The sequence below is a fragment of the Roseovarius maritimus genome, from assembly GCF_043355895.2.
Classification (GTDB): Bacteria; Pseudomonadota; Alphaproteobacteria; order Rhodobacterales; family Rhodobacteraceae; genus Roseovarius; species Roseovarius maritimus.
The window spans coordinates 121,908-147,976 of sequence record NZ_JBHFPF020000001.1 but is presented as its reverse complement, the minus strand read 5'-3'; the positions used below and the strand labels follow the sequence as shown (position 1 = coordinate 147,976).

The window sequence follows — 26,069 nt, the reverse complement described above, 5'->3', positions numbered from 1 at the left end:
TGTTAGGATCGTGCTCCGGGAAATTATTTCTCCTACTTACCATTCGGACATCATTTCGGATCAAACTTTCAACCCACATGTCTCGAACGCTTCGCGTGTAGCGGCTTTTTCGGCGTCGGTCAGTTGTAGCAGCGGCGTTCGTACCGGGCCGCCGACCTGGCCAAGAAGTTCCTGCCAGTACTTGCCATGTGCCTGCGGCTTGCCGCCTGGTTTGGTCCGCTTGAACGCATCGCGTACCGGGTCGAGACTGTCGCGTACACGCCGCGCCTCCTCAAAGCGGCCCTCGAAGGCCAACTGCGTGTACTGATTCATGCGGCAATCGATCTTGGACTGAAGCTGATATGGCGGCGATGAGCACAGGTAGAGCTTCCAGTCCAGCTCTTCGATATTGTCCAGCCACTCGACCTCCGAGGCTGTCGATACATGTATCCGATCACCTACCATATGCGTGAGACGCACATACATCTCGCGCGGCACCGAGTATTTGATCGCCACGATATTGGGCAGGTCGGCGATGCGCGCGCAGAGCTCCGGCGACATCAGATAGCCGCTGTCAGGATGGCTCCACATCGCGATGCCGATATTAACAGTGTCGCATATCGTCTTGTAATAATTGAAAACAGTCTCATCCGGATCAGTCACGAAATGCAGCATAGGCGCGTGGACGACGATGTAATCGGCGCCGCACGCCTCGGCATGACGGGCAAGATCGAGCACCGTGTCGAAATTCTGATCCGAGGCCGACATGATCGTGCCGGCGCGTCCGCCGCACTCATCGACGGCAATCTCGAAGTTTCGCTTGCGCTCTTCCACTGACATCGAAAAGAATTCGCCTTGCTTTCCTGCAATGAAAAGCCCTTGAATTTCAAGATCATCAATCCAATGCCTGATGTTTTGCCTAAGCCCCGCCTCGTTCAACGCACCGTCTGGCAGAAACGGGTTCAGCGCAGCCGCCCAGATGCCGCGCATATTCTCTAGGGCATAGTCCTTGGCGTCGAGTTTGGAGTATTTCATCATCCGGTCTTTCCCTGTCTCGCCGCGTTCATCGCGCGCCACAGCGTCTGCGATGTCAGCGGCATTTGCAAATCTTCGATCCCCAGAGGCGAGAGCGCGTCAATCGCAGCATTGAGAATTGCCGCGGGCGCCCCGATGGTCCCCGCCTCGCCCACGCCCTTGGCGCCCAGCGGATTCATCGGGCTGGGCGTTATCATCTCGGCTGCCGTTATGGCTGGCATCGTATCTGCACGCGGCACGGCGTAATCCATCAAGGAGGCTGACAACAATTGGCCCGAGGGGTCGTAATGGACCGCCTCCATCAATGCGGCTCCAAGGCCTTGCGCAAAGCCACCGATGATCTGGTCCGCCACCGCCTGCGCATCGACAACATGGCCTGCGTCGTCCAGGCAATATGCCGCCTCAAGCAAGGGCGCGCCCGTCTCGGCATCGACCGAGAGTTGTACGAGGTATGCGCCATAGCCCCAAGCCTGACCTTTTGTTTCGAAGCGAATCTCGTGGGTTATGGGAAGATCTTCACCTGCTGCGCGCGCACGCCACACAGTGCGGCACGCCTCCAGAACCGCGCTGCCGCCTATAGCGGTGCTGCGTGACGCAACCGCGCCGATCCCCTCGGGGCATGTGCCGGTATCACCATACAGCACGTCCACCTCGTCCGGGCGCACGCTCAATGCCTCGGCCGCGATTGCGGCGTAGCTGCGCGCCCTCGGCTGACCCTGGGCCGAGCTGCCACTGGCAATCTGCACGCGCCCGTCCACGCCCCATGTGACGCGCGCAGACTCCCATCCTTCGCCGGAGGGTTCTAGAAAGAATGCGAGGCCAAGGCCCACAAGGTCGCCAGCCGCACGGCGGCGCGCAACCTCGGCGCGGCGCGCCTGATAACCGGACATATCGCGCAAACGCGTCAGCGCCGCCCCATAGTCACCACTATCCAACGTCTGGCCAGTGCCAGTCTCGAACGGCAGATCATCATGTGAGAGGAGATTTCGCAGTCGGATCTCGAACGGGTCGAGCCCCAGGCTTCGCGCGGCCTTGTCGACAAGACGCTCAGTCAGAGCGGCGGCCTCGGGACGCCCTGCCCCACGGTAAATGCCCGTCGCCGCGCGGTTTTCACAGGCCGCGACGGAGGTGATATCGACCGCCCCGACCCGGTAGCCGCCCGGCAGGATGCGCGCGGCGTTCCATCCCGGGATCAGCGCGCTATTGGGCATCCAATGGCCCAGCGGCGCCGAGATTTCGGCACTCAGGCCGGTGAAGCGGCCATCACCGTCATATGTCAGTGTCCCGCGCGCCGTGATGCCGCGCCCATGGCTGGCCGACAGGAAATCCTCGCTGCGTGATGCGCTCCACCGCACCGGACGGTTCAGCGTATGCGCGGCCCAGACGCAATAGACCTCCTCTGGATAGAGCGAGGCTTTCATGCCAAACGCGCCGCCCACATCGGGGGCGATCACGCGCAGCGACCCCGCATCAACACCCAGCATCTGCGCCAGGTGAAGCCGCGTGCGATGCGGTGTTTGGGTGGAATGCCAGATGGTCAGGCCACCATCCGACTCGGGGCGCACCGCAATGCCGCGCGTCTCCAGCGATAGCGGCGCCGTGCGGGCGTGGATCACCTCTGCTTCGACACAGTGCGCGGCCTTACCCATCGCCTCGGCCACATCGCCGGCCTGCCAGCGTTTCTCGGCAATGGGCGCCGTGCCGCAGTCCGGCGCCGCGTCCAGTTCCAGCCAGATCGCCTCGGCGGCATCGAGGCCCGCCGCGCGCGTATCGGCCAGAATGGCGGCGACGGGCTGGCCCACCGCCTCGACCTTGCTCTGGGCCAAGACGGGAAAGCGCGGTGCATGCGCCAGCGGCATGACCTCGTTCACGGGGAGCGCGCCCAGATGCGCTACATCTGCGCCGGTATGCACCGCCTGCACGCCGGGCATTATCGCGGCCTCGTCGATGTCGAGGCTTGAAATCAGGCCCGAGGCCTCGTCACTGCGCAGAAACACGGCCCTCAGCGCGCCCGGTAGCGGGATATCGTCGCAATAGCGCCCCTTGCCGCGCAAGAGCGCATCGGGCGTATGGGCGCGAAACTCGCCAGTCATCGAAGGCCCTCAAGGCTGCGGCAAAACATGCCTGATGATGCCCGGCCACCGGCGCCCCTGCAAATACCGAGGCTGCGCGCCGCTATCACGAAATCCGATAGCCAAGCGCCCTGCCCTCACCTAATCTGCCGCCAATCTACAGGAGGAGAGCGGCATGACGACGATCGGGATCATCGGCTACGGGGCGATCGCTCGCTACGTGGCGCGGGCGCTTGCTGCGGACGGAATGGCGCCCACGCTGGTGCTGGCCCGCGTAGGTCGCGAGGCGGCAGCGCAAGAGGCACTGGGCGCCGAGGCGGTAACGGATGTTGCGGATCTGGCCGCGCGGGCCGAGCTGATCGTGGATTGCGCAGGCCATGCAGGGCTCTCGGCGCATGGTGCGCACATCCTTGGTGCCGGTCGGAGGCTGATCACGCTGTCGCTGGGTGCCTTGGCCGATGAAAGGCTATTCGCCGCGCTGGAGGGGGCTGCAAGGCAAGGTGGCGGCACGCTGCATCTTGCCTCAGGCGCGATTGGCGCACTGGATGCGCTAGCCGCGGGGCGTGTCGGCGGCCTCGACATGGTGCGCTATTCGGGCATAAAGCCACTCAAGGGCTGGGCCGGCTCACCCGCCGAGAAGGCGCTGGACCTCGCCAATCTCACCACCCCGGCCGTTCATTTCACCGGCAGCGCCCGCGCCGCGGCGCTGGCCTATCCCAAGAACGCCAATGTCGCCGCTGCCGTGGCGCTGGCGGGACTCGGCTTTGACGCGACCGAAGTGCAATTGATCGCGGACCCTGTTGCCTCGCAGAACACCCACCGGATCGAGGCGCGGGGCGCGTTTGGCAGCTTGGACTTCACGATCAGCGGCAACGCACTGCCGGACAATCCCAAATCCTCGGCCCTTGCGGCGATGAGCGCGGTGCAGGCCGTGCGGTGCCAAACCGGCTGGATGAGGCTCTGACGCATGCAGAGCCATGCGCAGATCACCAACCGCGTTATCAACCGAATGAAGCTGCGGCAGTTGCGCCTGCTGATCGCCGTCGACCGGCATCGCAGTATCCTGCATGCCGCGCGCGAGATGAACCTCTCGCAGCCCGCCGCGACCAAGATGATCAAGGATCTCGAGATCGATTTCGACGTGCTGCTCTTCGAGCGCACCAATCGCGGTGTCATCCCGACCGAAGCCGGCGCCGCGCTGATCCGCGGCGGGCAGTTGATTTTCTCGCAGATCGGCACCACAGCGCAGGAGCTTGAGGATATCGCGGGCGGCAATGCCGGGCGTATCGTTGTCGGCACGCTGCTGGCGGCCTCCGCGCGGCTATTACCCGAGGCGATTTCGCGGGTGCTGGACCAGCGCCCCGGGCTTGTGATCAAGGTGGTGGAGGGCACCAATGAGGTGTTGATGCCGCGCCTGCGCGCAGGCGAGCTCGATCTGGTCGTTGGGCGTTTGCCCATGCGCCGCCACCGCTCGGACCTCGGCCAGATGCATCTGATGCAGGGGCGCATCGCGCTGGTGGTGCGGACGGGGCACCCGGCGCTGGCGCGCCGCGATCTTGGGTTTCGGGACTTGCGCGGCTATGGCTGGATCCTGCCCCCATCCGACACGACGCTCCGTCGCCAACTGGATCAGTTCTTTGTCGACGAGGATCAATTCGTGCCGCCGCGCGTGGTGGAATCGGTCAGCTATGTCACGAACCGGGCACTATTGGCCGGCAGCGACATGATCTGTGCCATGCCTGCCGAACTGGTTCAGGGCGAACCTACAGGCGCCTTGGCCGAGTTGCCCCTGCCCCTGCCCTTCGGCGATGGCCCGGTTGGAGCGTCTTTCCGCACCGGCACGTCCCTGCCCCCCGCCGCAGCCGCGCTGCTGGAGGCGCTGCGCGAGGTGGCGGGCACGACCTAGCCGATCAGCGCCAGAGACAGGCCGGGGAAATAGCAGACCGCCAGGAGCACCAGCAGCACCGCCAGCAGGAAGGGCCAGAGCGAGGCAAAGATTGCCGTCGCCTTCACGTTGCTCATCGAGGCCGCGACATAGAGGCCGACGCCGACGGGCGGCGTCAGCAGGCCGAGCGCTAGATTGATGCTGATCACGACCCCGAATTGAAACGGGCTGATACCATAATCGCCCGTGGCGATGGGCAGCAGGATGGGCGTGACCAGGATCAGCGCCGCGATCCCGTCGATCAGCATCCCGACCAGCAGGAGCGCGCCCATCACGATCAGCAGGAACACGAACGGATCCGAGGTGAGCGATGTAATGAGCGCGGCAAGCGTCTGGGGGATCGCCTCGTAGATGACCACCCAGCCAAAGACATTGGCGGCAGCGACCATGAAAACGACCATCGAGGCGTTCTGCGCCGTGCGCAGAAACAGGGCCGCCAGGTGCGATGGGCGCAGCTCGCCATAGATCAGCCAGCCCAGCAGGAACGCGATCAGCGAGGCGACCGCCGCACTCTCGGTCGGGGTCGCAATGCCCATCACGATGCCGCCGATGATAGCAATGGGGATCAGCGCGGCGGGAAGTGCGGCGAGGACGGCGCGCAGCGCGTCCCCCGCGCTCATCCATTCGCCCTTCGGGAATTGCGCGGCAAGGCCGATCAGCGTGACGACGACAAAGAAACTGCCCGCCATCAGAAGACCCGGCAGGATGCCCGCGAGGAACATGTCGCCGATGGGGATTTGCGCCAGAACGCCGTAGATGACAAAGAGCATCGAGGGTGGAATCACCGGCGCCAGAAGGCCGCCCGCCGCCGTGGTCGCCGCGGCAAAGCCGCGATCATAGCCTTCGCGCTCCATCGCCGGGACCATCGCGCGGCTCATCACCGCGATCTGGCTGACGGCCGATCCGATGATGGCCGCCATGAACATGTTGGCCAGAAGGTTGATCCAGACAAGACCGCCGCGAAACCCGCCGACCAGCACGCGAGCCGCGTTCACCAGCCGCTTAGTCATGCCGCCCTCGTTCATCAGTTCGCCCGTCAGCATGAAAAGCGGGATGGCAAGCAGGCCGTAATTCTCGGTGCCCGCAAACATCTGCTGCGCGAAACTGTCGAAAAGCACGGTGTTACCGCTCTGCCAGATATAGCTGATCGCCGTCATGGCGAGCACGATCGAGATCGGCACGGCGCCGAGAAGCAGGATGAGGAAGAGCGCTGCAGTCATGCCTTTGCCTCCACCGCGAGCGGCCGCAGCAGGTTGGCCACCCCGTGCAGTGTCATGCCAAGTGCGAAGACCGGCATGATCAGCCAGAGCCAGAATTTGCGGAAGCCCAGGGTCAATGTCGGCTCCGCATAGATAAAGTTGAAGGTCTCGCCCTGAAACGCCATCGTGTCAAAACCCGCGCGCGCAAGGTCGAGCGGCAGGAACCAGCGCCAGCAAAGCCAGAGCATCGCCGCAGCAAAGATCACCACGATCATATCGACTGCCCGCTGCGCCAGATGCGCGGCAGCTTGTGGCAACATGTCGGTGAAGAGGGTCACGCTGATCGTATGGCCAAAATGCACGGCGGCGGAAGCGGCCAGGAAGGTCATCCACGTCATGGCATAGACGGCCGCCTCATCGACCCAGAAGATCGAGGCGCTCATCGCGCGCGTGACCACATTGAGCAGCACGAGTCCGGTGATCGCAACGGCCAGAACGGCGGCGGCACCTATCTCGGCACGGGCCCATCCCTGTGAAATTCTGTGCAGCACCCTACCCCTCATCCTGTCCGTCGGACGTGAGTTTGGCCGCCCGTTTGCCGGGCGGCCATCAGGCTGACCCTGTCAGCCGTTCATTCTGCCGAGGCAGACGCCGCGTCGCGCATCTCGCCCAGAACGGACGATTGCTCGGACCAGATCTTGTCCCACTCTGCGGGCACGTCGCCAAAGAACTCGGGGCCCACGTCGATGAAGGCGGTGTCCGTGCCGCGCACCTGGTCCAGCCACTCCTGATCCTTGACGATATAGGTCGCGATGCACTCATCCAGACGCTTCTTCATCAGTTCGGTGATGGTGGCGCGGTCCTCTTCGGACAGGTCCTTCCAGACCTTGGCCGAGACGAGGCCGACCATTGGGAACATCATGTGGTTTGAGACGACGACCGTATCGGCCTGCTCGTAATACTTGAGCTTCCAAATCAGTTCGGCGTCCATGTCGATGGCGTTGACCTGCCCGTTTGCCAGCGCATCATAGACGGCAGGCAGCGGCATGGGCGTGGGCGCGGCGCCCAGCAGATTGTAGAAATCCAGGATCGGCTTGAAAGGCGTGATGCGCAGCTTCTTGCCTTCTAGATCGGCGGCGCTGGTTACCTCGCCCTTGGCAACGATCTGGCGCAGGCCGGCCATGCCGTAACCGATGCCGACGACGCCGGCCTTTGCCGGCAGATCTTCAAGCATGCGCAGCGCCAGCTCCGATTGCAGGATGCGTCCCGCATGGGCGATGTCCTTGGCCATATAGGGCGCGTAGAAGGCACCGAAATCTGGCACGCGGTTGCTGACCTCAGCGACGGTCAGGAAAGCCATGTCGAGCGCGCCGGTCTGAAGCTGCTGCATCATCTCGGCCTCTGAGCCAAGCTGCTGCGCGGGGAAAACGGTGATGCTGTGCGCGCCATCGGTGGCCTCGGCCAGATCAGCGCCGAAATTCTCTGCCGCTTGCGTCCAGATATGGCTGGGCGGCGTGATCAGGCCAAGGCGCATGTCCTTGGCCGTGGCCGTGCTTGCCAGCATCATCGTGGCGGCAGCAACGGAGGCCGCAAGCGCGGCGGGCAATTTCATCATAAAGGTCATAATGGGGTGTCTCCTCCCGGATGGGGTGTTGATATAAACGCGCCTCTCTGACGGGGCGCTTGAGGTCTTAGGCCGGGTCCAGCTGAACCCAGCCTGCGGGCGGTTCCTTGCCCGGGTGAACGGATCCACATTCAAGGCAAGTGCGCGCCTCGGTCGAGGCATAGAAACTTTCATAGACAGGCGGCAGATCGTCCACAATGGATTTCAACTGCATCTCGGCGCGGTGCACCAGCGCGTTGCAATCGAAGCAATACCATTCGATCGCATCCAGCTCGCCGGTCTGGCGCTTGGGCTCGATCACCAGGCCGATGCTGCCCTCCTGCGGACGCTGCGGCGAGTGGCGTACATGCGGCGGCAAAAGAAAGACGTCCCCCTCGCGGATCGGCACGTCGTAGAAATCGTCACCATCCTTAAGTTTCAAGAGCATGTCGCCCTTGAGCTGGTAGAAGAATTCCTCGACCGGATCGTCATGGTAATCGGTGCGCTTGTTTGGCCCGCCCACCACGGTGACCATCAGGTCGGCATCCTCGAACACCTTCTTGTTGCCGACAGGTGGTTTCAGCAGGTGTTTATGCTCGTCGATCCACTTTTGAAAGTTGAACGCTGCCAGTCTTGACATGACCTCTCCTCCGGTTGGCGGTGGCTGCCAGTTTCCGCGCGGCCCGGCCCGATGCGCAATCGGGCACGGCGAAATCCGCTATAACGGTTTGTGATAGCCAGCATATTGGAGCGCAGTTTTCACCAAAGCACGCCGCAGCGCAAGCGCGCCCTAGCCGCCGGTAAAGAGATCGCCATATCGTTCGCGCAGGATGTTCTTTTGCACCTTGCCCATCGTGTTGCGCGGCAACTCGTCCAGTACGATCAGCTTGCGGGGATGCTTGAACCGGGCCAGCGCCTCGCCCGCCGCAGCCATGATGGCGTCCTCGTCCGGGGTCTTGCCCGGCTCGGGCACCAGCAAGCCCACGACCGTCTCGCCGAAATCGGGATGCGGCACGCCGATCACGGCGCTCTCCAGCACGCCGGGCTGCTCGTCCAGGACCAACTCGATCTCCTTGGGATAGATATTGTAGCCGCCCGAGATGATCAGATCCTTTCCGCGCCCGACAATCTGCACATAGCCGCGCTCATCGATCAGGCCCAGATCGCCGGTGATGAAGAAGCCGTCCTCGCGCAACTCTTCGGCGGTCTTTTCGGGCATCTGCCAGTAGCCTTGGAACACGTTGTCACCGCGCACTTCCAGCTGGCCGACCTCGCCCTGTGGCAGCTCCTTGCCGGTCTCGGGGTCGGTCACTTTCAGCTCGACCCCCGGCAGCGGAAATCCGACGGTGCCGGCGCGCCGGTCACCGTCATACGGGTTCGAAGTGTTCATGTTCGTCTCGGTCATGCCGTAGCGCTCGAGGATCGCGTGGCCGGTGCGCGCGCGGAACCTGTCATGGGTCTCCGACAGCAGCGGCGCCGAGCCGGATGTGAACAGGCGCATATGCTGCGTCGCCGCCTTGTCGAACCGCGCATCGTCGAGAAGGCGGGTGTAGAAGGTGGGCACGCCCATCATCGACGTGGCGCGCGGCAGGTGCTGCAGCACCGCGTCCACATCGAATTTCGGCAAGAAGATCATCGCCCCGCCTGCGGCCAGTGTCACGTTGGTGGCGACGAACAGGCCGTGGGTGTGAAAGATCGGCAGACAGTGCAGCAGCACGTCGTCGCTGGTAAAGCGCCACTCGTCCTTGAGAACCTCGGCATTGCTCAACAGGTTGCGCTGGCTCAGCATCGCGCCCTTGGAGCGGCCCGTGGTGCCCGAGGTATAAAGCAGCGCGGCCAGATCATCCTCGGTCCGGTCGGCTGTGGGATATGTATCAGGCTGGCCTTCCGCGCCATCCATCAACGTGCCGCTGCCATCGGCACCCAGCGTGACCACCTGCGCGCCCAGCCCCTCGGCGATGGGGGTCAACGCGCCCACCGCGCGGCTGTCGCAGACCACCATGGACGCCCCGGAATTTTCCAGAAAATAGGTGATCTCATTGGCCGTATAGGCCGTGTTGAGCGGCAGAAAGACAACGCCCGCTTGCGCGCAGGCGGCATAGAGCGCCAGCGCCTCGGGCGATTTGGCGATCTGTGCGGCCAGCCTGTCGCCCGGTTTCAGCCCCGAGGCCGACAGATAGCCGGCGATGCGCGCGGCCATGCCAAGAAAATCGGCATAGCTGGTGACTTTGCCATCCGGCAGGTAGAGAAAGGGCGCGTCGCTGCCTGCATGGCGTCCGAACAGGGTGTCGTATAGCGGGTTGGCCATGGCTCAGGCTCCTTTGGTCATCTTGGTCTCGGCCCCGGATGCCAGCGATTTGACCGCGCTGGTCGCGGCCACCGCGCCGGTTCCGGCAAAGGCCTCGTGGCGCTCGGCAGTGCGGCGTAGGTCGTAAAGATAGTTCACCATCACGCCCCCGGATTGTGCGCGGCCCTTCTGCGACAGATCGGCATCGGCGTGCAAGGCATGAACGATCGCGCCATTGCCCAGATGGAACCGCGCCACCGGATCGCGCGGCAACTCGCCCCGCCCCTTCGCATTCAAGAGGTAATAGGCGGCAAGGCCGGGCAGGTCTGTATCGGAGGGCTCCAGACCTTCGGCCTCGAGCCAGTCCATGAGGCCGGGAATGGGCGACAGCGTGACAAACCGGGTGAGGCCGGGCAATTCATCGGCCAAATCGCCCGCCACCTGCTTGATCAGCGAATTGCCGAAGGAAATGCCGGCAAGGCCCGACTGGCAGTTGGAGATCGAATAGAAAACGGCGGTATCCGCCGCATCCGCCGCCAGCGCCTTGCGCTCTTCGGCCAGAAGGGGCTGCACCGCGCCGGGAATGCCGCGCGTCAGGGCGACCTCGACGAAAATCAGCGGCTCATCCGGCATGGCGGGGTGGAAGAAGGCGAAACAGCGCCGGTCCTCGGGCTGCACGCGGCGGCGCAAATCATCCCAACTGTCGATGGCGTGGACCGCCTCGTAGGCGATGATCTTTTCCAGGATATCCGCCGAGGTTTGCCAGGTGATGCGCCGCAGAACCAGAAAACCGCGGTTGAACCAGGACGCAAACAGGTGCCTGAAGTCGAGGTCCAGCGCCTCTAGCTCGGGCACGCCCCGGCCCAGCCTGAGCAAATCGGCGCGCATGGCAACCAGCGCACCGGTCGCGCCCGGCACCTGGTTGAGACGGCGGATCAACTCCTGCCTCGGCGGCTCGGATGCGGTGATAAAGCCGCGATAGCTGCTGCGCGAAGGGGTTTCCTCATAGGCGTCGAGCGCGGCGCGCGCCGCGGCGGGATCGACATTCATCGCGCCCGCAAGATGGTGAAAGAAGGTCAGCTTGGCCGCGTCGTCCATCGCGGCAAAACGCGACAGAATCTGTTCGGCCAGGATCGTGCCCGACATCTCCCCATGGGTCGTGACCAGCGCATCGGCCAACTCTTCGACGGGCCTGCGGCTCCAGTCGCCGCGCCGCGCGCCGCCTGCCCCCCGCTCGAAGAGCGAGGTCAGAAGATCGCTGAGAACGGTCATACGGCCGTCCCCATCACGTAATCCGGCAGCCATGTGGCGAGGCCCGGAAAGAGGCAGAGGATGACAATCGCCAGCACCATGCACGCCACGAAAGGAAGCGATCCCGTCAGGATCGTGCGCAGCGAAATGTCAGGCGCGATGCCGTTGATAACATAGAGGTTGAGGCCGACGGGCGGGCTGATCAGGCCGATTTCCATATTGATCGTCAGAACCACTGCGAACCAGATCGGATCAAAGCCCGCGATGGTGATGATCGGCAAAAGGATTGGCGCCGCCATCAGGATCACCGCAACGGGCGGCAGGAAGAAGCCAGCGATCAGCAGGAAGACGTTGATCGCGCCCATCAGCACCCAGCGGTTCACATCGAGCGTGCCGATCCATTCCGCGATGGATTGCGTGATGAAAAGGCTGCTGAGCATGTAGCTGAACACGCCCGCCGCCGCGATGATGAAGAGGATCATCACGCTCTCGCGCGTGGAATCGCGCAGGATCAGCCACAGGCCCGCCGGGCTCCACAGCTTGTAAATGACCACGGCGATCACGATGCAGAGCAGGGCGCCGACAGCCGCCGTCTCGGACGGGGTCGCGATGCCGCCATACATGGCATAAAGCACGCCGAGAATGATGATCAGGAACGGGATGACGCGCGGCAGGATCTCGAATTTCTGGCGCCAGGTATAGACGCCCTTGGTCAACACCTGCGTGTTACCCGACCTGATGGTCGCATAGATCGACCATGCCATGAAGAGCGCGACCAGCAGGATGCCTGGAATGACCCCCGCAAGGAACAGACGCCCGATCGAGGTTTCTGTCGCGATGCCATAGACGATCATCGTCACCGAAGGCGGGATCAGAATGCCCAGCGTGCCGCCCGCGGCGATACTGCCTGCCGCGACGCCATCGGGATAGCCGCGCTTGCGCATCTCGGGGATGCCCATCTTGCCAATGGCCGCGCAGGTGGCCGGGCTGGAGCCGGACATGGCCGAGAACAGCGCGCAGGCCCCGAGGTTCGAGATGACAAGGCCGCCGGGGATGCGCGTCAGCCACCGCTCGAGCGCCTCGTAAAGGTCGGCACCCGCCCGGGTCGAGGCGATGGACGCCCCCATGATGATGAACATCGGGATGCTGAGAAGGGCAAAGCTATCGAGCTTGCCAAAGAAGATCTCGGGCATGAGTTCAAGCGAGCGCATCCCGTCGAACGCGATCAGGAAACCGCCCGAGACGATCAGCAATCCCAGCGCGACCGAGACGCCCGAAAAGAGCACCGCAATGGTGCAGATGGCGACAAGTGCGCCTAGGACAAGCGGGTCCATCAGGTTTCCTCCAGACCGAAAGGCGCCTCGATACGCAGCACGAGCGCGACCAGATCGGCGATGAGTTGCAAGAGCAGCAGGCCGAAGCCCACAGGGATGGACATGTAGGGTATCCAGAGCCTTACGCCCCAGATCGTGTCAGAGCGCCAGCCGCGCTCCCATGCAAAATGCCAGTAATCATAGCCGTACCAGAGCATGACGGCGACGATCACGCTGCTGAGGCTGAGGGTGAAACAGGCCATGACGAAGCGTGCGCGCGGCGGCAGAGCGATGGGGATCAGATCGACATTCACATGCCCGCGCAGGCGCTGCACGTAAGGCAGGCCAATGAGGGTGGCGGCGATCATCAGGTAGACCACCATCTCGGTTTGCCAGATCGTGGACTGATTGAGGACCGCGCGCACGAAAATCATCTGGCAGGTGATGCCCACCGCCACGACGATCATCGCGGCCGAGATCCAACCCGCCAGTGTGGATAAAGCGGCGACCACCTTGAGAAATCTGTTGTCGCCCGTCTTGGCGACGCGGTGCGTCAGCTGTCCGGCCATGCCGCGCTCCTTTTTTGGGTGCAAGTCTGCCGTGCTGCCTGCCATGCTGGCGGACGGCGGCAGGACTGTCGGTTGTCTGTCAGGGTGCGGGGGGCGCGTGCGCCTCCCGCCACAACAGGATGGCCAAGGGCGACATCAGCCACCCCTGCCCCGCATCCATCACTCGACGGCGAGCGCCATATCGAGCAGTTCCTGCCCGTCCGGCACGTTCTCGACGAAGTTCTTGTAGGAGGTCTCCTTGGCGATCTCGCGCCAAGCGTCGAAGTCCTCCTGGCTCATGCTGGCAATCTCGACGCCCGCATCCTTGAACACCTGGACGGAATCCGCGTCTTCCTTCTTGGCCTCTTCGAGGTAATACGCCTCGGCCTTGGCCGCGCCGTCCAAAAGGGCCTGCTGCTGCTCTTCGGACAGGCTCTCGAACTTGGATTTGTTCATCAAGAGCGGCTGATACATGAACCACAGCGCGACGTCGCCCGCAGGCGTATAGCACGAAACCTGCTCATAGATGCGGTAGCTGACAAAGGACGAGGACGAGGTGTTGGCCGCATCCAGAACGCCCGTTTGCATCGCGTTGTAGATATCTGCGCTGGACATGGACGCGATCGAGGCCCCGGCGCCCGCCAGCATCTGCTCGAACGCCTTGCCGGCGGCGCGGGTCTGCAGGCCGCTCACATCCTCGGGCTTGGTGATGCATTTCTCCTTGCCGGCAAAACCGCCCGCCAAATAGCCATGGACCAGCACCATCACGTCATCCTCGGCCATCTTGGCCTCGATCGCCTCCATGAAGGGGCTTTCGTTCAGACGTGCGGCGTGGTCGTGGTTCTTCACGAGACCGGGCATCAGCGTCAGGTTGAAGGCCGGCTGCTGGCCGCCCGCGTAGCTCAGCGGAAAAACGGTCATGTCCAGCTGCCCCCGGCTGAGCGGCTTGTACTGCTCGCGCGGCTTGAACAGCGACTTCGAGCCGAAGATCTTGATGTCGAGATCCACATCGGCGGCGGCCACCTCATCCGCGACGATCTGGGCCACCTTGTGACGCACGTCGTTGTTGGACCACTGGTGCGACAGGCGCAGTTCAGTCGCGGATGCCGCGCCCCCGAGGGCCATCAGGGCTGTTGCCGCAACGGCGGCCTTGAGCATGGATTTCATGGTGTGTCCTCCCAGACTGTTTTTCCTGGTCCGGCCTCCCCGCCGGATCGTGACCCACAGGTTAGGCGCGTGATGTTTTGTGAGTCAATCGTTTTGTATACAAGAATTTCATCTTTGCATGCGCCATGACCCGCGCTATCGTAAGTCATGGAAAAACGCCGCGCAGACATGATCGCCGAGGAAATCGAAGAATTGATCTTCGATGGCACCTATCCCGACGATGCCCGCCTCGACGAGAGCGCGCTGGCCGTGCGGTTTGGCGTCTCGCGCACACCGATCCGCGAGGCGCTGCAAAGACTGGCGCAATCGGGGCTGGTCACGCAAATCCCCCGCAGGGGTGTCTTTGTCCGGCAGCCCGGCCCGGTCGAACTCATCGAGATGTTCGAGGTCATGGCCGAGCTGGAGGCCGCAGCCGCCCGCCTTGCCGCGCTGCGCATCACCGATGACGCACTGACCGACCTGCGGGCTGCAAACGTCAAATGTGCCAAGGCCGTCGAGCAGAATGCGGCCGGCACCTATTACCTTGAGAACGAAAGATTCCACCAGATCATCTATACGCAGTCCGGCAACGGATTCTTGCGGGCCGAGGCGGAAAAGCTGCATCGTCGCCTGCGCCCTTTCCGCCGCCAGCAATTGCGCCTGCGTGGCAGGCTTGCGCAATCCATGGCCGAGCATGAAGCCATCGTCGAGGCCCTGACGCGCGGCGACGCACCCGGCGCCGCCGATGCGATGCGCGCCCATATCGCGGTGCAGGGCGAGAAGTTCCACTACCTCATGTCCAGCCTGCGCGCCGCCGCCGAGTGACGCCATCTCGACAGGACGCGCCTGTGCAGTCTAAAGAGGGATCAAAGGAGCCGCCGACATGACCTCGATCCTCATCCTGAACGGGCCCAATCTGAACCTTCTGGGCACGCGCCAGCCCGAGGTCTATGGCCACTCGACCCTTGCCGATATCGAGGCGCTCTGCCGCGCCCATGCGGCCTCGCGCGGGGCCGAGATGGCCTTTGCCCAGAGCAACAGCGAAGGCGCGCTGATTGACCATATCCACGCCGCCAAGGGCGTGCACGCCGGCATCGTGCTGAATGCCGGGGCCTATACCCACACCTCCATCGCGCTGATGGACGCCATCGCTTCGGTCGAGCTGCCCTGCGTCGAACTGCACCTGTCGAACGTGCACGCTCGCGAGGAGTTTCGCCATGTCAGCTACATCGCCAAGGTGGCCTTGGGCGTGATCTGCGGCTTTGGCGCGGCGGGCTACCCCATGGCCATGGACGCGTTGCTGGCCCATCTGGCGCAGAAGGGCTAAGCGCGCGGCGCTTGCCGGCCTAGAGTTATCGGATCACATGCACCGAACATGTCGCGTGGCGCACGATGTGCCCTGCTGTGCTTCCGAGGAAGTAATCGCCAAAGCCCGGCCTGTGCGATTCGACAACAATGAGGTCCATCCCGTTCTTCTCGGCATAATTCGTGATGGAGCGACCGGAATGACCGGTGATGATCTCCCCGGTCGCGTTCGGAAGGTCCTTGGTCAACTTGTCCATCTCCGCCTGCAACTCAGCGCGCAGCTGCTTCGACGTCCCCTCGGGCACATATGAGATGACATAGGTCGGCAGTTGTTCGATCACGTGCAGCAGCGTGACCTTCGCATCCGGTCCGGCAAGGGACGCGATCTGCAACGCCCTCTTGTGGTCGTGCTCGCTATCAAAAACGACCGGGATAAGAATATTTTTATACATGGAAAAACTCCTTGAGATTTAGCGAATGTTACCAAGTCGGCGGGCGGGTGGCTTTGACACAGATCATTTCGAACTCTCCTGTCGGTTTGCTCGCTCAATATCGGGAGACGCCGACGTGTTTCCCTACGCCCTTAAAGACAATGACAGCATACTATATTGGTATCATAGTATTCACACACATAGTGAGACTTCGATCCGGCATGGACGATGTCCGGTTGAAACCGGCAGCGCAAATCTCGGGGGCCGTATGAACATGGCAGATCAGATTCTCGGGACGTGGCGGATGAAATCATGGACGCGTGAGGTCCTGGAGACCGGCGATATCTCCGATGCCATGGGCCCTGATCCCATCGGCTACATCGCCTATCACGCCGATGGCCGCATGATGGCGACGGTTTTTCGCCGTGATCGGATGCGGCCAAATGGCGAGGATGGATGGACCCGGGCCGAAAAAGCCGAACTGTTCGACACGATGCTGGCCTATGTCGCAAGGTACAGTCTTGACGGTGGCCGCGTCGTTCATCACGTCGAGCGCGCGTGGAATCCAAGCTGGGAGTTGGACCTGTCGCGGCCCTTCACGCTGGAGGACGGCAGGTTGACGATCAGCGGCGCGCCCGGCGTCGATCCGGTGACAGGCGAAAGCGTCATCTACCGAATGGAATTCGAGAGGGCGTGATCGCAGCTGTCGCAACTGAAAAAGGGCGAACCTTTCGGCCCGCCCCCCATTTTCTCAACCAAACCGCTATGGCTCAGCTCTTGCCCATCTTGGCGACTTCGGCCGCGAAGTCTTCCTTCTCGACGGCGATGCCCTCGCCGACTTCCAGGCGCACATAGCCCGTCAGCGTGACGCCCGCCTCCTTGGCGGCGGCCTCGACCGTCAGGTCGGGGTTCATCACGAAGGCCTGTCCCATCAGCGTGGACTCGGCCATGAATTTCTTCATGCGGCCCTCAATCATCTTCTCGATGACCTGCTCGGGCTTGCCGCTTTCGCGGGCGATGTCCATCTGGATCTGCTTTTCCTTCTCGACAACCGCCGGGTCCAGCGATGCGTCGTCGAAGGCAACGGGGTTTGTCGCGGCGATATGCATGGCCACCTGGCGGCCAAACGTCTGGTCACCCTTCAGCGCAACAAGAACGCCGATCTTGCCCATGCCGTCAGCGGCGGCGTTGTGCACGTAGGACACGACGCTGTCGCCCTCGATGGCAGACATCCGGCGCAGGGTCATGTTCTCGCCGATGGTGGCGATCTTGTCGGTGATCGTGTCCTCGACGGTCTTGCCGCCCAGATCGGCCGCCTTCAGCGCCTCGACATCGTCCACGTTGACGGCGGCGTCGGCAACCGACGACACCATCTTCTGGAAGTCGGCATTCTTGGCGACAAAATCGGTTTCCGAGTTGATCTCGACAGCAACGCCGCGGCCACCCTCGACCTTGACGGCCACAAGGCCCTCAGCCGCGGTGCGGCCCGATTTCTTGGCGGCCTTGGCCAGACCTTTGGTGCGCAGCCAATCGACGGCGGCATCCATGTCGCCATCCGCCTCGGTAAGTGCCTTTTTCGCGTCCATCATGCCTGCGCCCGTCGTGTCGCGCAGCTCTTTCACCATTGCAGCAGTGATCGCCATTTGGCTCTCCTAATATTGACGTGGGCGCCCGGCGGTGATGCCACCGGGCGCGGAAATGGATGGATCAGAGGCCGATCAGCTGTCGGCCTTCTCTTCCTTGCCCTTTTCGCCGGCCTTTGCGGCCATGTCGGATACTTCTTCGCTCGACTTGATGTCCAGCGGTGCGTCCTTGGTCTGCTTGTCGTCATGCACGGCTTCGTGGCTGATGTCGCCGGTCTCGACGCCCGGCTTTACGTCTGCGGATGTGGCCTCCTCGACGGGGGCCTCTTCCATCGCGCCGATATCGATGCCAGCCGCGCCCATCTGAGCGCTCATGCCGTCGAGGGCCGCGCGGCTGACCAGATCGCAGTAAAGTGCGATGGCGCGGGCCGCGTCATCGTTGCCGGGGATAATGTAATCGATGCCGTCCGGCGAGCAGTTGGTGTCGACAACGGCGACAACGGGAATGCCCAGCTTGTTGGCTTCGGCCACGGCCAGCTGCTCTTTCTTGACGTCAATCACGAACAGCAGGTCCGGCACGCCGCCCATTTCGCGGATACCGCCCAGCGAGGCCTGCAGTTTGGTCTGGTCACGCTCCATGCCCAGACGCTCTTTCTTGGTCAGGCCCTCGGCGCCCTGCTCGAGCGATTCGTCGATTTCCTTCAGGCGGTGGATCGACTTGGACACGGTCTGCCAGTTGGTCAGCGTGCCGCCCAGCCAGCGGTGGTTCATGTAATACTGCGCGCATTTCTCGGCGGCTTCGGCGATCGGGCCGGCGGCCTGACGCTTGGTTCCGACGAACAGCACGCGGCCATTTTTCGCCACGGTCTCGCGCACGACATTCAGAGCCGCGTCCAGCATCGGGACGGTCTGCGTCAGGTCCATGATGTGGATGCCGTTGCGCGCGCCATAGATGAACTCGCCCATGCGGGGGTTCCAACGCTGCGTCTGGTGGCCGAAGTGAACGCCAGCTTCGAGCAGCTGACGCATGGAGAACTCGGGAAGAGCCATGCTGTATTCCTTTTCCGGTTTTCGCCTCGGTACGGGGTGAGAGGGATTTTCCCTCAACCGGTGGACTGCCGGGGATGTCTCCCCCGGTCGGCCCGCCCGTGCCTGCGGATTTCAAGTAGCCGCGCTATAGACCGCGCAGGCAGCGGACGCAAGGCCCCTTGGCCGCGCCGGCTGCGCCCCGCTTGTGCGATCGGGCGCACCTGCCCCATTGCCCAGCCTCCGATTTGGCCCTAAACCGTTACAATCGCGATCAAAGGCCGAACATGAGATGACCGCACCCTTCGACGAAGACACGGGCCCGCCGCGCCGCACCGGCATCCTCGCGCGCCTGCGCGCCAGTTTTCTGACCGGGCTTGTGGTCGTCCTGCCCGTGGCGCTGACCATATGGCTGATCTGGACGATGATCGGCTGGGTCGATGGCCTGGTCCTGCCGCTGATCCCCTATGATCTGACGCCAGCGAATTACATCGGCATCAACCTGCGCGGCGTCGGCGTGGTTGTTTTTCTGGTTTTCACGATCATCATCGGCTGGATCGCCAAGGGGCTGATCGGGCGCACCCTGATCCGGTTTGGCGAAAGTCTGGTGAACCGCATGCCGGTCGTCCGCTCGATCTATTCGGGGGTCAAGCAGATCGCCGAGACGATCTTTGCCCAGACCGAGCGCAGCTTCGAGACCGCCTGTCTCATTCAATACCCGCGCAAGGGGATCTGGGCCATCGGTTTCATCTCGACCACCGCCAAGGGCGAGATTTCGAGCAAGGCCGAGACCGGTGGCGCGCTTCTGAGCGTGTTCCTACCCACAACGCCCAACCCGACCTCGGGATTCTTGCTGTTTCTGCCGCGCGAGGATGTGATCGAGTTGGACATGACGGTCGAGGATGCAGCCAAGCTGGTGATCTCGGCGGGGCTTGTCTATCCGAACCAGATCAAGCCCGAGGATATGCCGGTCAAGCCCGCGGCCAAGTAGCCCTCAACCGAACATCTGGCGCAGATCCGTGCTGCCGCGATGGCCCAGATCGTCCCAATGCGCCTCCAGAAACGCGTCGGCGGCAACGCGCCCCGCCTCCTTGAGGCGGCTCAGCAGGTACGGGTTGGGCGACATCTTGGTCCCGACCGACAGCTCGGCCATCAGCGTATCATCGGCAATCATGTGCACGCGCAGACGCTTCATCGTGCCCTCGTTCAACGCGCCGCCATCCAGAAGGCGCTGGACGAAGTCGATCGCGCGCAGCTCGCGCAGGAGCGACGAGTTGAAGCTGATCTCGTTGATGCGGTTCTGGATGTCCTGCGGGCTTTGCGGCAGGTCGGCACGGTGCAGGGGATTGATGTTGATGATCACGATATCGGGCGGCAGTTCCGGCAGGAACAGCGGAAAGAGCGCCGGATTGCCGCTATATCCGCCGTCCCAATAGGCCTCGCCGTCAATCTCCACCGCTTGGAACAGCGTCGGCAGACAGGCCGAGGCCAAAAGCGCATCTGCGCCGATCTCGTCGCCCTCGAAGACTCGGATCTTGCCGTCGCGCACATTCGTGGCGCAAACACTCAACAGAGGCGCCTGGTGGGCACAGACCTTGTCATACTCGAACCTCTCCACCACCCGGCGCAGCGGATTGCTGTAGAACGGCCCATAGGCGTAGGGCGAGAGGACGCGCGACACGGCGTCCGACACAGAGGCATGAAGCGAATAATCCATCGCCAAATTGACTTCATCCGCGCCGGGCAGCCATCCATTCATCCAGGTCGGCATGCGCATGTCGTGGACCGCGCCCATCTGGCGCCAAAGCCAGTTCAACGTCTCGCGCGCACCCTCGCGCCCGCCCGCGACCCAACCGGATTTGAACGCGGCCCCGTTCAGCGCCCCCGCCGAGGTGCCGGAAAGCCCGCTCACCTCCAGCGTCTCCTCGTCCAAGAGCCGGTCCAGAACGCCCCAGGTGAAGGCGCCATGTGCGCCCCCGCCCTGTAGCGCCAGATTGATCCGCTTGGTCTCCATCACAGCCCTTCCGGCTTTTTCTTGGGAAAAATACCCATATCCCGCCGCATCAACGCAAGCGCCCGCGCGTCAGAGCGCCGTCCAGCCCCCATCCACGCTGATCGTGGTGCCCGTCACCTGCGCCGCCGCCTCCGAGCAAAGATAGAGCGCGGTGCCGCCCAGTTGCTCGGTCGTGGCGAATTCCTTGGAGGGCTGACGCTGGAGCATGACGTTCTTGATCACGTCTTCGCGGCTCATGTCATATTCCTTCATCGTGTCGGGGATCTGGGCCTCGACCAGCGGGGTCAGGACATAGCCGGGGCAGATCGCGTTGGCGGTGATCGGCTCCTGCGCGGTTTCGAGCGCGGTGACCTTGGTCAGACCAACGATGCCGTGCTTGGCGGCGACATACGCGGATTTATAGGGGCTGGCGGTCAGGCCATGCGCGGAGGCGATGTTGATCACCCGGCCCCAGCCCGCCTTGCGCATCATCGGCAGCGCGGCGGCGGTGGTGTGAAAGGCCGAGCTGAGATTGATCGCGATGATCGCATCCCATTTCTCGCTGGGAAACTCGGGGATCGGCGCGACATGCTGAATGCCGGCATTGTTGATCAGGATATCGCAGGCACCCGCCTTCTCGATCAGCGCGCGACACTCGTCCCCGTTGGACATGTCGGCCTTGATATAGCGCACCTCGGTGCCGAATTCGGCGGCCAGATCCTTGGCCAGCTGGTGATCGTCATCATTATCGGTAAACGAGTTTAGCACCACATGCGCCTTGGCCTTCGCCATCTCGCGCGCGATCCCCAAGCCGATGCCCGAATTGCTGCCCGTGATGATCACTGTCTTGCCGCTGATATCCATGCTTTTCCTCCTGCGCTCTGTTGCATCGCAGAATATAATGCTGCATCTGCAAATGTCACCCGCGATCACGTGTCGGGCGGCTGCCCATCCGGATGCGATTGCCTGCAAAACCGATCAACCAAAAAAAACGCCAGCGCGAAGCTGGCGTTAAGTTATTGAGGCAGGTTTCATACAGGCAAGAAACCTATCGAGCAGTGACTCCCTTATAAGCAATCCTGCGCCGCCATCCAAGCTAAAAGTTTGAAAATCCATAGAACCCCCTCTACCCTCGTGCCACGCTCTTCCCCAATCCAGCAACGCCATACAGGAATTGTCTCCGCGATGAGATCACTTTGTTTCCCGCCGCTTATGGGCCTTTCTTCAGCCATTACCTTTGTTTTTATGGGTCTGGGCAGCGCCGCAGCCGAGCCGGCTCACGGAATCGCGATGTATGGCGCGCCCGCCCTTGAGCCAAATTTCGCCGCCCTACCCTATGCCAAGCCGGAGGCGCCCAAAGGCGGCCGCGTGACTACCGCCAATGTCGGCGGCTTCGATTCGCTTAACCCTTTCGCCCCCAAGGGCACGCCGCCTTGGCAGTTGCGCCACCTCGCCTACGAATCGCTCTTGGGCCGCTCCTGGGACGAGCCCTTCACGCTTTACGGTCTTCTGGCCGAAACGGTGGAGACGAATGAGGCGCGCACCTGGGTCGAATTTGCGCTGAACCCCTCGGCGCGGTTCTCGGATGGCAGCCCGGTCAGGGTCGAGGATGTCATCTGGTCCTTCGAGACGCTGGGCACGCGCGGACATCTGCGCTACCGCGATTTCTGGACCCGCATCGACAGCATCCGCGAGACCGCCCCCGGCAAGGTGCGCATCGATTTCGATACCTCGGACGGTCCGCCTGACCGCGATCTTGTCCTGCTGGCCGGTCTGCGCCCCATCCTCAAGAAATCCCAATGGGAGAATGCGGTCTTCGAGGATGGCGCAATCGAGGACATTCCCATCGGCACGGCGCCTTATGTCGTGGACAGTTATCAGGTCGGCCGGCAGGTGATCCTCAAGCGCGACCCCGATTACTGGGGCAAGGATCTGCCCTTTCGCCGGGGCACCAACAATTTCGACGAAATCCGCATCGATTTCTACGGGGATGATGCCGTGATGAAAGAGGCGTTCAAGGCTGGTGAGATCAGCTATATCCGCGAATTCAATGCCGAGCGCTGGGAGGAACTGGCCACCCTGCCCGCCGTCCGTAACGGAGAGATCGTACGCAGTACCATCCCCAACGGCCAGCCTTCGGGCATCTCGGGTTTCGTCATGAACACGCGCAATCCGCCCCTGGATGACTGGCGGGTGCGCCAGGCGCTCATTGATGCGTTCAATTTCGAGTATATCAACGACACGCTAACTGGCGGGCGCCAGCCTCGCATCACCTCGTATTTCTCGAATTCCGAGCTGGGCATGCGCCCCGGCCCCGCGCCCGAGGCCGAGGCCGCGCTGCTGGCCCCTTTCGCAAGCAGCCTGCTGCCCGGCGCGATCGAGGGCTACGCCCTGCCCCAAGGCGACGGCACCAAGCGCAACCGCGCCAATATCCGGGCCGCCGCAGACCTTCTGGCCGACGCGGGATGGCAAGTCGAGGATGGGGTGTTGCGCAAGGACGGCCAGCCCATGGTGCTGACGGTTCTTTTGCAACAGGATGCGCTGGTGCAGCAGGCCACGGCGATGATGGATATCTATGCCCGCGCGCTGGATCGGCTGGGTATCAGCCTGAACGTGCAAAGCGTGGACAGCGCGCAATACAACCTGCGCGAGGCGGAGTATGATTTCGACATCACCTACATGCGCCGCTCGCTCTCGCTTAGCCCCGGAGCCGAACAGTATTTCTATTGGGGCGCCAAGGGCGCGGACCAGCCGGGTAGCCGCAACCTGATGGGCATGGACAGTCCCGCCGCCGAGGCGATGATCCGCACCATGCTGGCCGCGACCGAGCGCGAGGACTTCGTGACCGCTGTGCGCGCGCTGGACCGCGTGTTGATTTCGGGCCGCTATGTGATCCCGATTCATCAGTATTCGGAAGGACGCATTGCCCATGATGCACGGCTGAAGTATCCTGAGGACCGGCTGCCCCTCTATGGCGACGGCGTGGGGTTCCTTCCCGAAGTCTGGTGGATGGCCGAGGACGAGTGATAGTATCCGCTGATCGCAAGACCGGGCAAACCGGCGCAAACGGCATGAGCAGAAACAGGCAAATGGCAGGTAGTCACATGAAAAAGATGATCGCCCTCACGGCGCTTGCGCTGATGGCTGGCTGCGCGACCGTCGATGGCGTCGGTCAGGACATTTCGGGCGCTGCACGCGGCGTCCAGAGCTGGTTCTGACGCGGGATTGCGCCGCGCCGCGCTCATATCTTGACCGGGGCTACGGCCTGCCGGGTGAATTGCCCTGCCTTGCAATGGCCCGTCCCAACGCCTACCAAGGCGGCGCTCCGCCATCCTTGAAAGGTGCCTCAAATGGTCAAGCTCGACATCGTCTCCGACCCGATCTGCCCATGGTGCTACATCGGCAAGACGCTGCTGGATCGCGCGCTGGCGCAGCGCCCCGAGCATCCTTTCGTCATCGAATGGCACCCGTTTCAACTTAACCCCGAGATGCCGCGCGAGGGCATGGACCGGCGCGCGTATCTGGAGACCAAGTTCGGCGGCAAGGAGGGCGCGATTGCCGCCTATGCGCCCGTGGTCGAGCGCGCCGAGGCCGCTGGCCTGAATATCGATTTCGAGGCGATGAAGCGTACTCCCAACACGCTGGATGCGCATCGCCTGATCCATTGGGCCGGGATCGAGGGCAAGCAGGAGGCCGCCGCGATGGCCCTTTTTGCCGCCTATTTCACCGAAGGGCGCGACATCGGCGATGCCGAGGTGCTGGCCGATATCGCAGACGGGATCGGCATGGATGCCGCCGTGGTGGGCAAACTGCTCGCCTCGGATGCCGATACGGACGATATCCGCGCCCGTGACGCACAGTTTCGCCAGATGGGTATCTCCTCGGTTCCGACCTTCATCGTCGCCGCGCAGCATGCGGTGCCGGGCGCGCAGGATACGGCGCTGTGGCTGAACGTCATGGACGAGATTATGGCGCAGCGCGCCGCAGATGACAGCGCCTAAATCCCTGCGCGGCTTTCTGCATACCGCCGTATACTGAACACTTTCCTTCGCCGCGCCGATACGCTAGAAGCGGCGCATCATTCGCCCCCCTTAAGTGAAAGGCCGCCCCATGTCCAAGATCAAGGTAGAAAACCCGGTCGTCGAGCTCGACGGCGACGAGATGACCCGCATCATCTGGGATTTCATCAAGAAAAAACTGATCCTGCCCTATCTCGATATCGACCTGAAATACTACGATCTCAGCATCCAGTCCCGCGACGAGACCGATGACCAGATCACCGTGGACGCGGCGCACGCGATCCAGAAATACGGCGTCGGCGTCAAATGCGCGACCATCACGCCAGATGAGGGCCGGGTCGAGGAATTCGGCCTGAAAAAGATGTGGCGCAGCCCCAACGGTACGATCCGCAACATCCTGGGCGGTGTGGTCTTCCGCGAGCCGATTATCTGCTCAAACGTGCCCCGCCTTGTCCCCGGCTGGACCCAGCCCATCGTGATCGGCCGTCATGCTTACGGCGACCAGTATCGCGCGACCGACATGAAATTCCCCGGGCCGGGCAAACTGACGATGAAATTCGTCGGTGAGGACGGCACCGTGATGGAGGAAGAAGTGTTCGATGCCCCCTCCTCCGGCGTCTACATGGCCATGTATAACCTCGACGAGAGCATCCGCGACTTCGCCCGTGCGTCCTTCAATTATGGCCTCAAGCGTGGCTATCCGGTGTACCTCTCGACCAAGAACACCATCCTCAAGAATTACGATGGCCAGTTCATGATCATCTTCCAGAAGGTGTTCGACGAGGAGTTCAAGGACAAGTTCGACAAAGCCGGCATCACCTATGAGCACCGCCTGATCGACGACATGGTCGCCTCGGCGATGAAATGGTCGGGCGGCTATGTCTGGGCCTGCAAGAACTACGACGGCGACGTGCAGTCCGACACCGTGGCGCAGGGCTTCGGCTCGCTGGGCCTGATGACAAGCCAACTGATGACCCCGGATGGGCAGATCGTCGAGGCCGAGGCCGCACACGGCACCGTCACCCGCCACTACCGCCAGCACCAGAAGGGCGAGGAGACCTCGACCAACTCCATCGCGTCGATCTACGCCTGGACCGGCGGCCTCAAGCACCGCGGCAAGCTGGACAGCAACGAGGCGCTGACCAACTTCGCGACCACGCTGGAAAAGGTCGTCGTCGACACCGTCGAGGCAGGCCACATGACCAAGGATCTCGCCCTGCTGGTCGGCCCCAATCAGAAATGGCTGACCACGATGGGCTTCCTCGAGAAGGTGGACGAGAACCTGAACAAGGCGCTGAACGGCTGAGTTTGCCGCAGGTACCAAACCGTCAAGG

The 26,069-nt window shown here is 62.8% G+C and carries 26 protein-coding genes; 10 read left to right on the top strand and 16 right to left on the bottom strand.

The genetic code is table 11. From position 1 onward, the window contains the following. Positions 1–60: 60 nt before the first annotated feature. A complete protein-coding gene (locus ACEWPM_RS00675) occupies positions 61–1,014 on the bottom strand; it encodes a dihydrodipicolinate synthase family protein (RefSeq protein WP_393960982.1) in 954 nt (317 codons plus the stop codon). Then, positions 1,014–3,107 (bottom strand): xanthine dehydrogenase family protein molybdopterin-binding subunit, encoded by a 2,094-nt coding sequence (locus tag ACEWPM_RS00670; RefSeq protein ID WP_393960568.1) that lies wholly within the window; start codon positions 3,105–3,107, stop codon positions 1,014–1,016. The genes ACEWPM_RS00675 and ACEWPM_RS00670 overlap by 1 nt, the downstream gene beginning before the upstream one ends. A gap of 154 nt (positions 3,108–3,261) precedes the next feature. Between ACEWPM_RS00670 and ACEWPM_RS00665 the strand changes: the two genes are divergently transcribed. Together ACEWPM_RS00665 and ACEWPM_RS00660 are read left to right on the top strand one after the other, a co-directional pair. Then, positions 3,262–4,050 (top strand): aspartate dehydrogenase, encoded by a 789-nt coding sequence (locus tag ACEWPM_RS00665; RefSeq protein ID WP_393960567.1) that lies wholly within the window; start codon positions 3,262–3,264, stop codon positions 4,048–4,050. 3 nt (positions 4,051–4,053) lie between these two features. Beyond that, positions 4,054–4,992 carry a LysR substrate-binding domain-containing protein gene (locus tag ACEWPM_RS00660; RefSeq protein ID WP_393960566.1) on the top strand — a complete coding sequence of 313 codons (939 nt, stop codon included), beginning with the start codon at positions 4,054–4,056 and terminating at the stop codon, positions 4,990–4,992. Here the strand turns inward: ACEWPM_RS00660 and ACEWPM_RS00655 are convergent. The 9 genes from ACEWPM_RS00655 to dctP form a co-directional block, all read right to left on the bottom strand. Beyond that, on the bottom strand, positions 4,989–6,251 hold the full coding sequence (locus tag ACEWPM_RS00655; RefSeq protein WP_393960565.1) for a TRAP transporter large permease: 1,263 nt from the start codon (positions 6,249–6,251) through the stop codon (positions 4,989–4,991). The genes ACEWPM_RS00660 and ACEWPM_RS00655 overlap by 4 nt on opposite strands. Next, on the bottom strand, positions 6,248–6,781 hold the full coding sequence (locus tag ACEWPM_RS00650) for a TRAP transporter small permease (RefSeq protein ID WP_393960564.1): 534 nt from the start codon (positions 6,779–6,781) through the stop codon (positions 6,248–6,250). The genes ACEWPM_RS00655 and ACEWPM_RS00650 overlap by 4 nt, the downstream gene beginning before the upstream one ends. A gap of 80 nt (positions 6,782–6,861) precedes the next feature. Next, positions 6,862–7,854: a TRAP transporter substrate-binding protein gene (locus tag ACEWPM_RS00645; RefSeq protein ID WP_393960563.1), complete on the bottom strand. Its 993-nt coding sequence runs from the start codon at positions 7,852–7,854 to the stop codon at positions 6,862–6,864. Between the two features lie 67 nt (positions 7,855–7,921). Then, complete coding sequence (locus tag ACEWPM_RS00640; protein WP_393960562.1) at positions 7,922–8,473, bottom strand: 3-hydroxyanthranilate 3,4-dioxygenase; 552 nt, start codon at positions 8,471–8,473, stop codon at positions 7,922–7,924. Positions 8,474–8,623: 150 nt separating this feature from the next. Then, positions 8,624–10,141, bottom strand: coding sequence for a malonate--CoA ligase (locus tag ACEWPM_RS00635; RefSeq protein ID WP_393960561.1), 1,518 nt, complete (start codon positions 10,139–10,141; stop codon positions 8,624–8,626). 3 nt (positions 10,142–10,144) lie between these two features. Next, a complete protein-coding gene (locus ACEWPM_RS00630; RefSeq protein WP_393960560.1) occupies positions 10,145–11,392 on the bottom strand; it encodes a malonyl-CoA decarboxylase in 1,248 nt (415 codons plus the stop codon). Beyond that, complete coding sequence (locus tag ACEWPM_RS00625; protein WP_393960559.1) at positions 11,389–12,705, bottom strand: TRAP transporter large permease; 1,317 nt, start codon at positions 12,703–12,705, stop codon at positions 11,389–11,391. The genes ACEWPM_RS00630 and ACEWPM_RS00625 overlap by 4 nt, the downstream gene beginning before the upstream one ends. Beyond that, positions 12,705–13,253, bottom strand: coding sequence for a TRAP transporter small permease (locus tag ACEWPM_RS00620; RefSeq protein ID WP_393960558.1), 549 nt, complete (start codon positions 13,251–13,253; stop codon positions 12,705–12,707). The genes ACEWPM_RS00625 and ACEWPM_RS00620 overlap by 1 nt, the downstream gene beginning before the upstream one ends. 159 nt (positions 13,254–13,412) lie before the next feature. Beyond that, positions 13,413–14,399, bottom strand: a complete 987-nt coding sequence (gene dctP, locus ACEWPM_RS00615; protein WP_393960557.1) for a TRAP transporter substrate-binding protein DctP — start codon at positions 14,397–14,399, stop codon at positions 13,413–13,415. Between the two features lie 147 nt (positions 14,400–14,546). Between dctP and ACEWPM_RS00610 the strand changes: the two genes are divergently transcribed. After that, positions 14,547–15,203 (top strand): GntR family transcriptional regulator, encoded by a 657-nt coding sequence (locus tag ACEWPM_RS00610; protein ID WP_393960556.1) that lies wholly within the window; start codon positions 14,547–14,549, stop codon positions 15,201–15,203. A 58-nt stretch (positions 15,204–15,261) separates the two neighbouring features. Next, entirely contained in the window at positions 15,262–15,705 is a 444-nt protein-coding gene (gene aroQ, locus ACEWPM_RS00605) for a type II 3-dehydroquinate dehydratase (protein ID WP_393960555.1), read from the top strand. A 25-nt stretch (positions 15,706–15,730) separates the two neighbouring features. On the opposite strand, the gene ACEWPM_RS00600 is transcribed toward aroQ, so the two are convergent. Beyond that, positions 15,731–16,135 (bottom strand): universal stress protein, encoded by a 405-nt coding sequence (locus ACEWPM_RS00600; protein WP_393960554.1) that lies wholly within the window; start codon positions 16,133–16,135, stop codon positions 15,731–15,733. 283 nt (positions 16,136–16,418) lie between these two features. Here ACEWPM_RS00600 and ACEWPM_RS00595 point away from each other — a divergent pair, with 283 nt between their 5' ends. Beyond that, entirely contained in the window at positions 16,419–16,811 is a 393-nt protein-coding gene (locus ACEWPM_RS00595; protein ID WP_393960553.1) for a lipocalin-like domain-containing protein, read from the top strand. Between the two features lie 73 nt (positions 16,812–16,884). Here the strand turns inward: ACEWPM_RS00595 and tsf are convergent, their stop codons facing one another. Then, positions 16,885–17,757 (bottom strand): translation elongation factor Ts, encoded by an 873-nt coding sequence (gene tsf / locus ACEWPM_RS00590; RefSeq protein ID WP_393960552.1) that lies wholly within the window; start codon positions 17,755–17,757, stop codon positions 16,885–16,887. Between the two features lie 75 nt (positions 17,758–17,832). After that, a complete protein-coding gene (rpsB, locus tag ACEWPM_RS00585; RefSeq protein WP_393960551.1) occupies positions 17,833–18,747 on the bottom strand; it encodes a 30S ribosomal protein S2 in 915 nt (304 codons plus the stop codon). A 268-nt stretch (positions 18,748–19,015) separates the two neighbouring features. On the opposite strand from rpsB, the gene ACEWPM_RS00580 reads away from it, so the two are divergent. Beyond that, positions 19,016–19,714, top strand: coding sequence for a DUF502 domain-containing protein (locus tag ACEWPM_RS00580; RefSeq protein WP_393960550.1), 699 nt, complete (start codon positions 19,016–19,018; stop codon positions 19,712–19,714). Positions 19,715–19,717: 3 nt separating this feature from the next. On the opposite strand, the gene ACEWPM_RS00575 is transcribed toward ACEWPM_RS00580, so the two are convergent. Next, positions 19,718–20,737 (bottom strand): patatin-like phospholipase family protein, encoded by a 1,020-nt coding sequence (locus ACEWPM_RS00575; RefSeq protein WP_393960981.1) that lies wholly within the window; start codon positions 20,735–20,737, stop codon positions 19,718–19,720. 69 nt (positions 20,738–20,806) lie between these two features. Continuing rightward, positions 20,807–21,580, bottom strand: a complete 774-nt coding sequence (locus ACEWPM_RS00570) for a 3-hydroxybutyrate dehydrogenase (protein WP_393960549.1) — start codon at positions 21,578–21,580, stop codon at positions 20,807–20,809. Between the two features lie 321 nt (positions 21,581–21,901). Between ACEWPM_RS00570 and ACEWPM_RS00565 the strand changes: the two genes are divergently transcribed. From ACEWPM_RS00565 to ACEWPM_RS00550, 4 genes are all read left to right on the top strand, one after another. Then, positions 21,902–23,743 (top strand): extracellular solute-binding protein, encoded by a 1,842-nt coding sequence (locus ACEWPM_RS00565; RefSeq protein ID WP_393960548.1) that lies wholly within the window; start codon positions 21,902–21,904, stop codon positions 23,741–23,743. Between the two features lie 77 nt (positions 23,744–23,820). Next, positions 23,821–23,934 (top strand): entericidin EcnA/B family protein, encoded by a 114-nt coding sequence (locus ACEWPM_RS00560; protein ID WP_393960547.1) that lies wholly within the window; start codon positions 23,821–23,823, stop codon positions 23,932–23,934. Between the two features lie 132 nt (positions 23,935–24,066). Continuing rightward, on the top strand, positions 24,067–24,717 hold the full coding sequence (locus ACEWPM_RS00555; RefSeq protein WP_393960546.1) for a DsbA family oxidoreductase: 651 nt from the start codon (positions 24,067–24,069) through the stop codon (positions 24,715–24,717). Positions 24,718–24,826: 109 nt separating this feature from the next. After that, positions 24,827–26,041, top strand: a complete 1,215-nt coding sequence (locus ACEWPM_RS00550) for an NADP-dependent isocitrate dehydrogenase (RefSeq protein ID WP_393960545.1) — start codon at positions 24,827–24,829, stop codon at positions 26,039–26,041. The last annotated feature ends 28 nt before the right edge of the window (positions 26,042–26,069 follow it).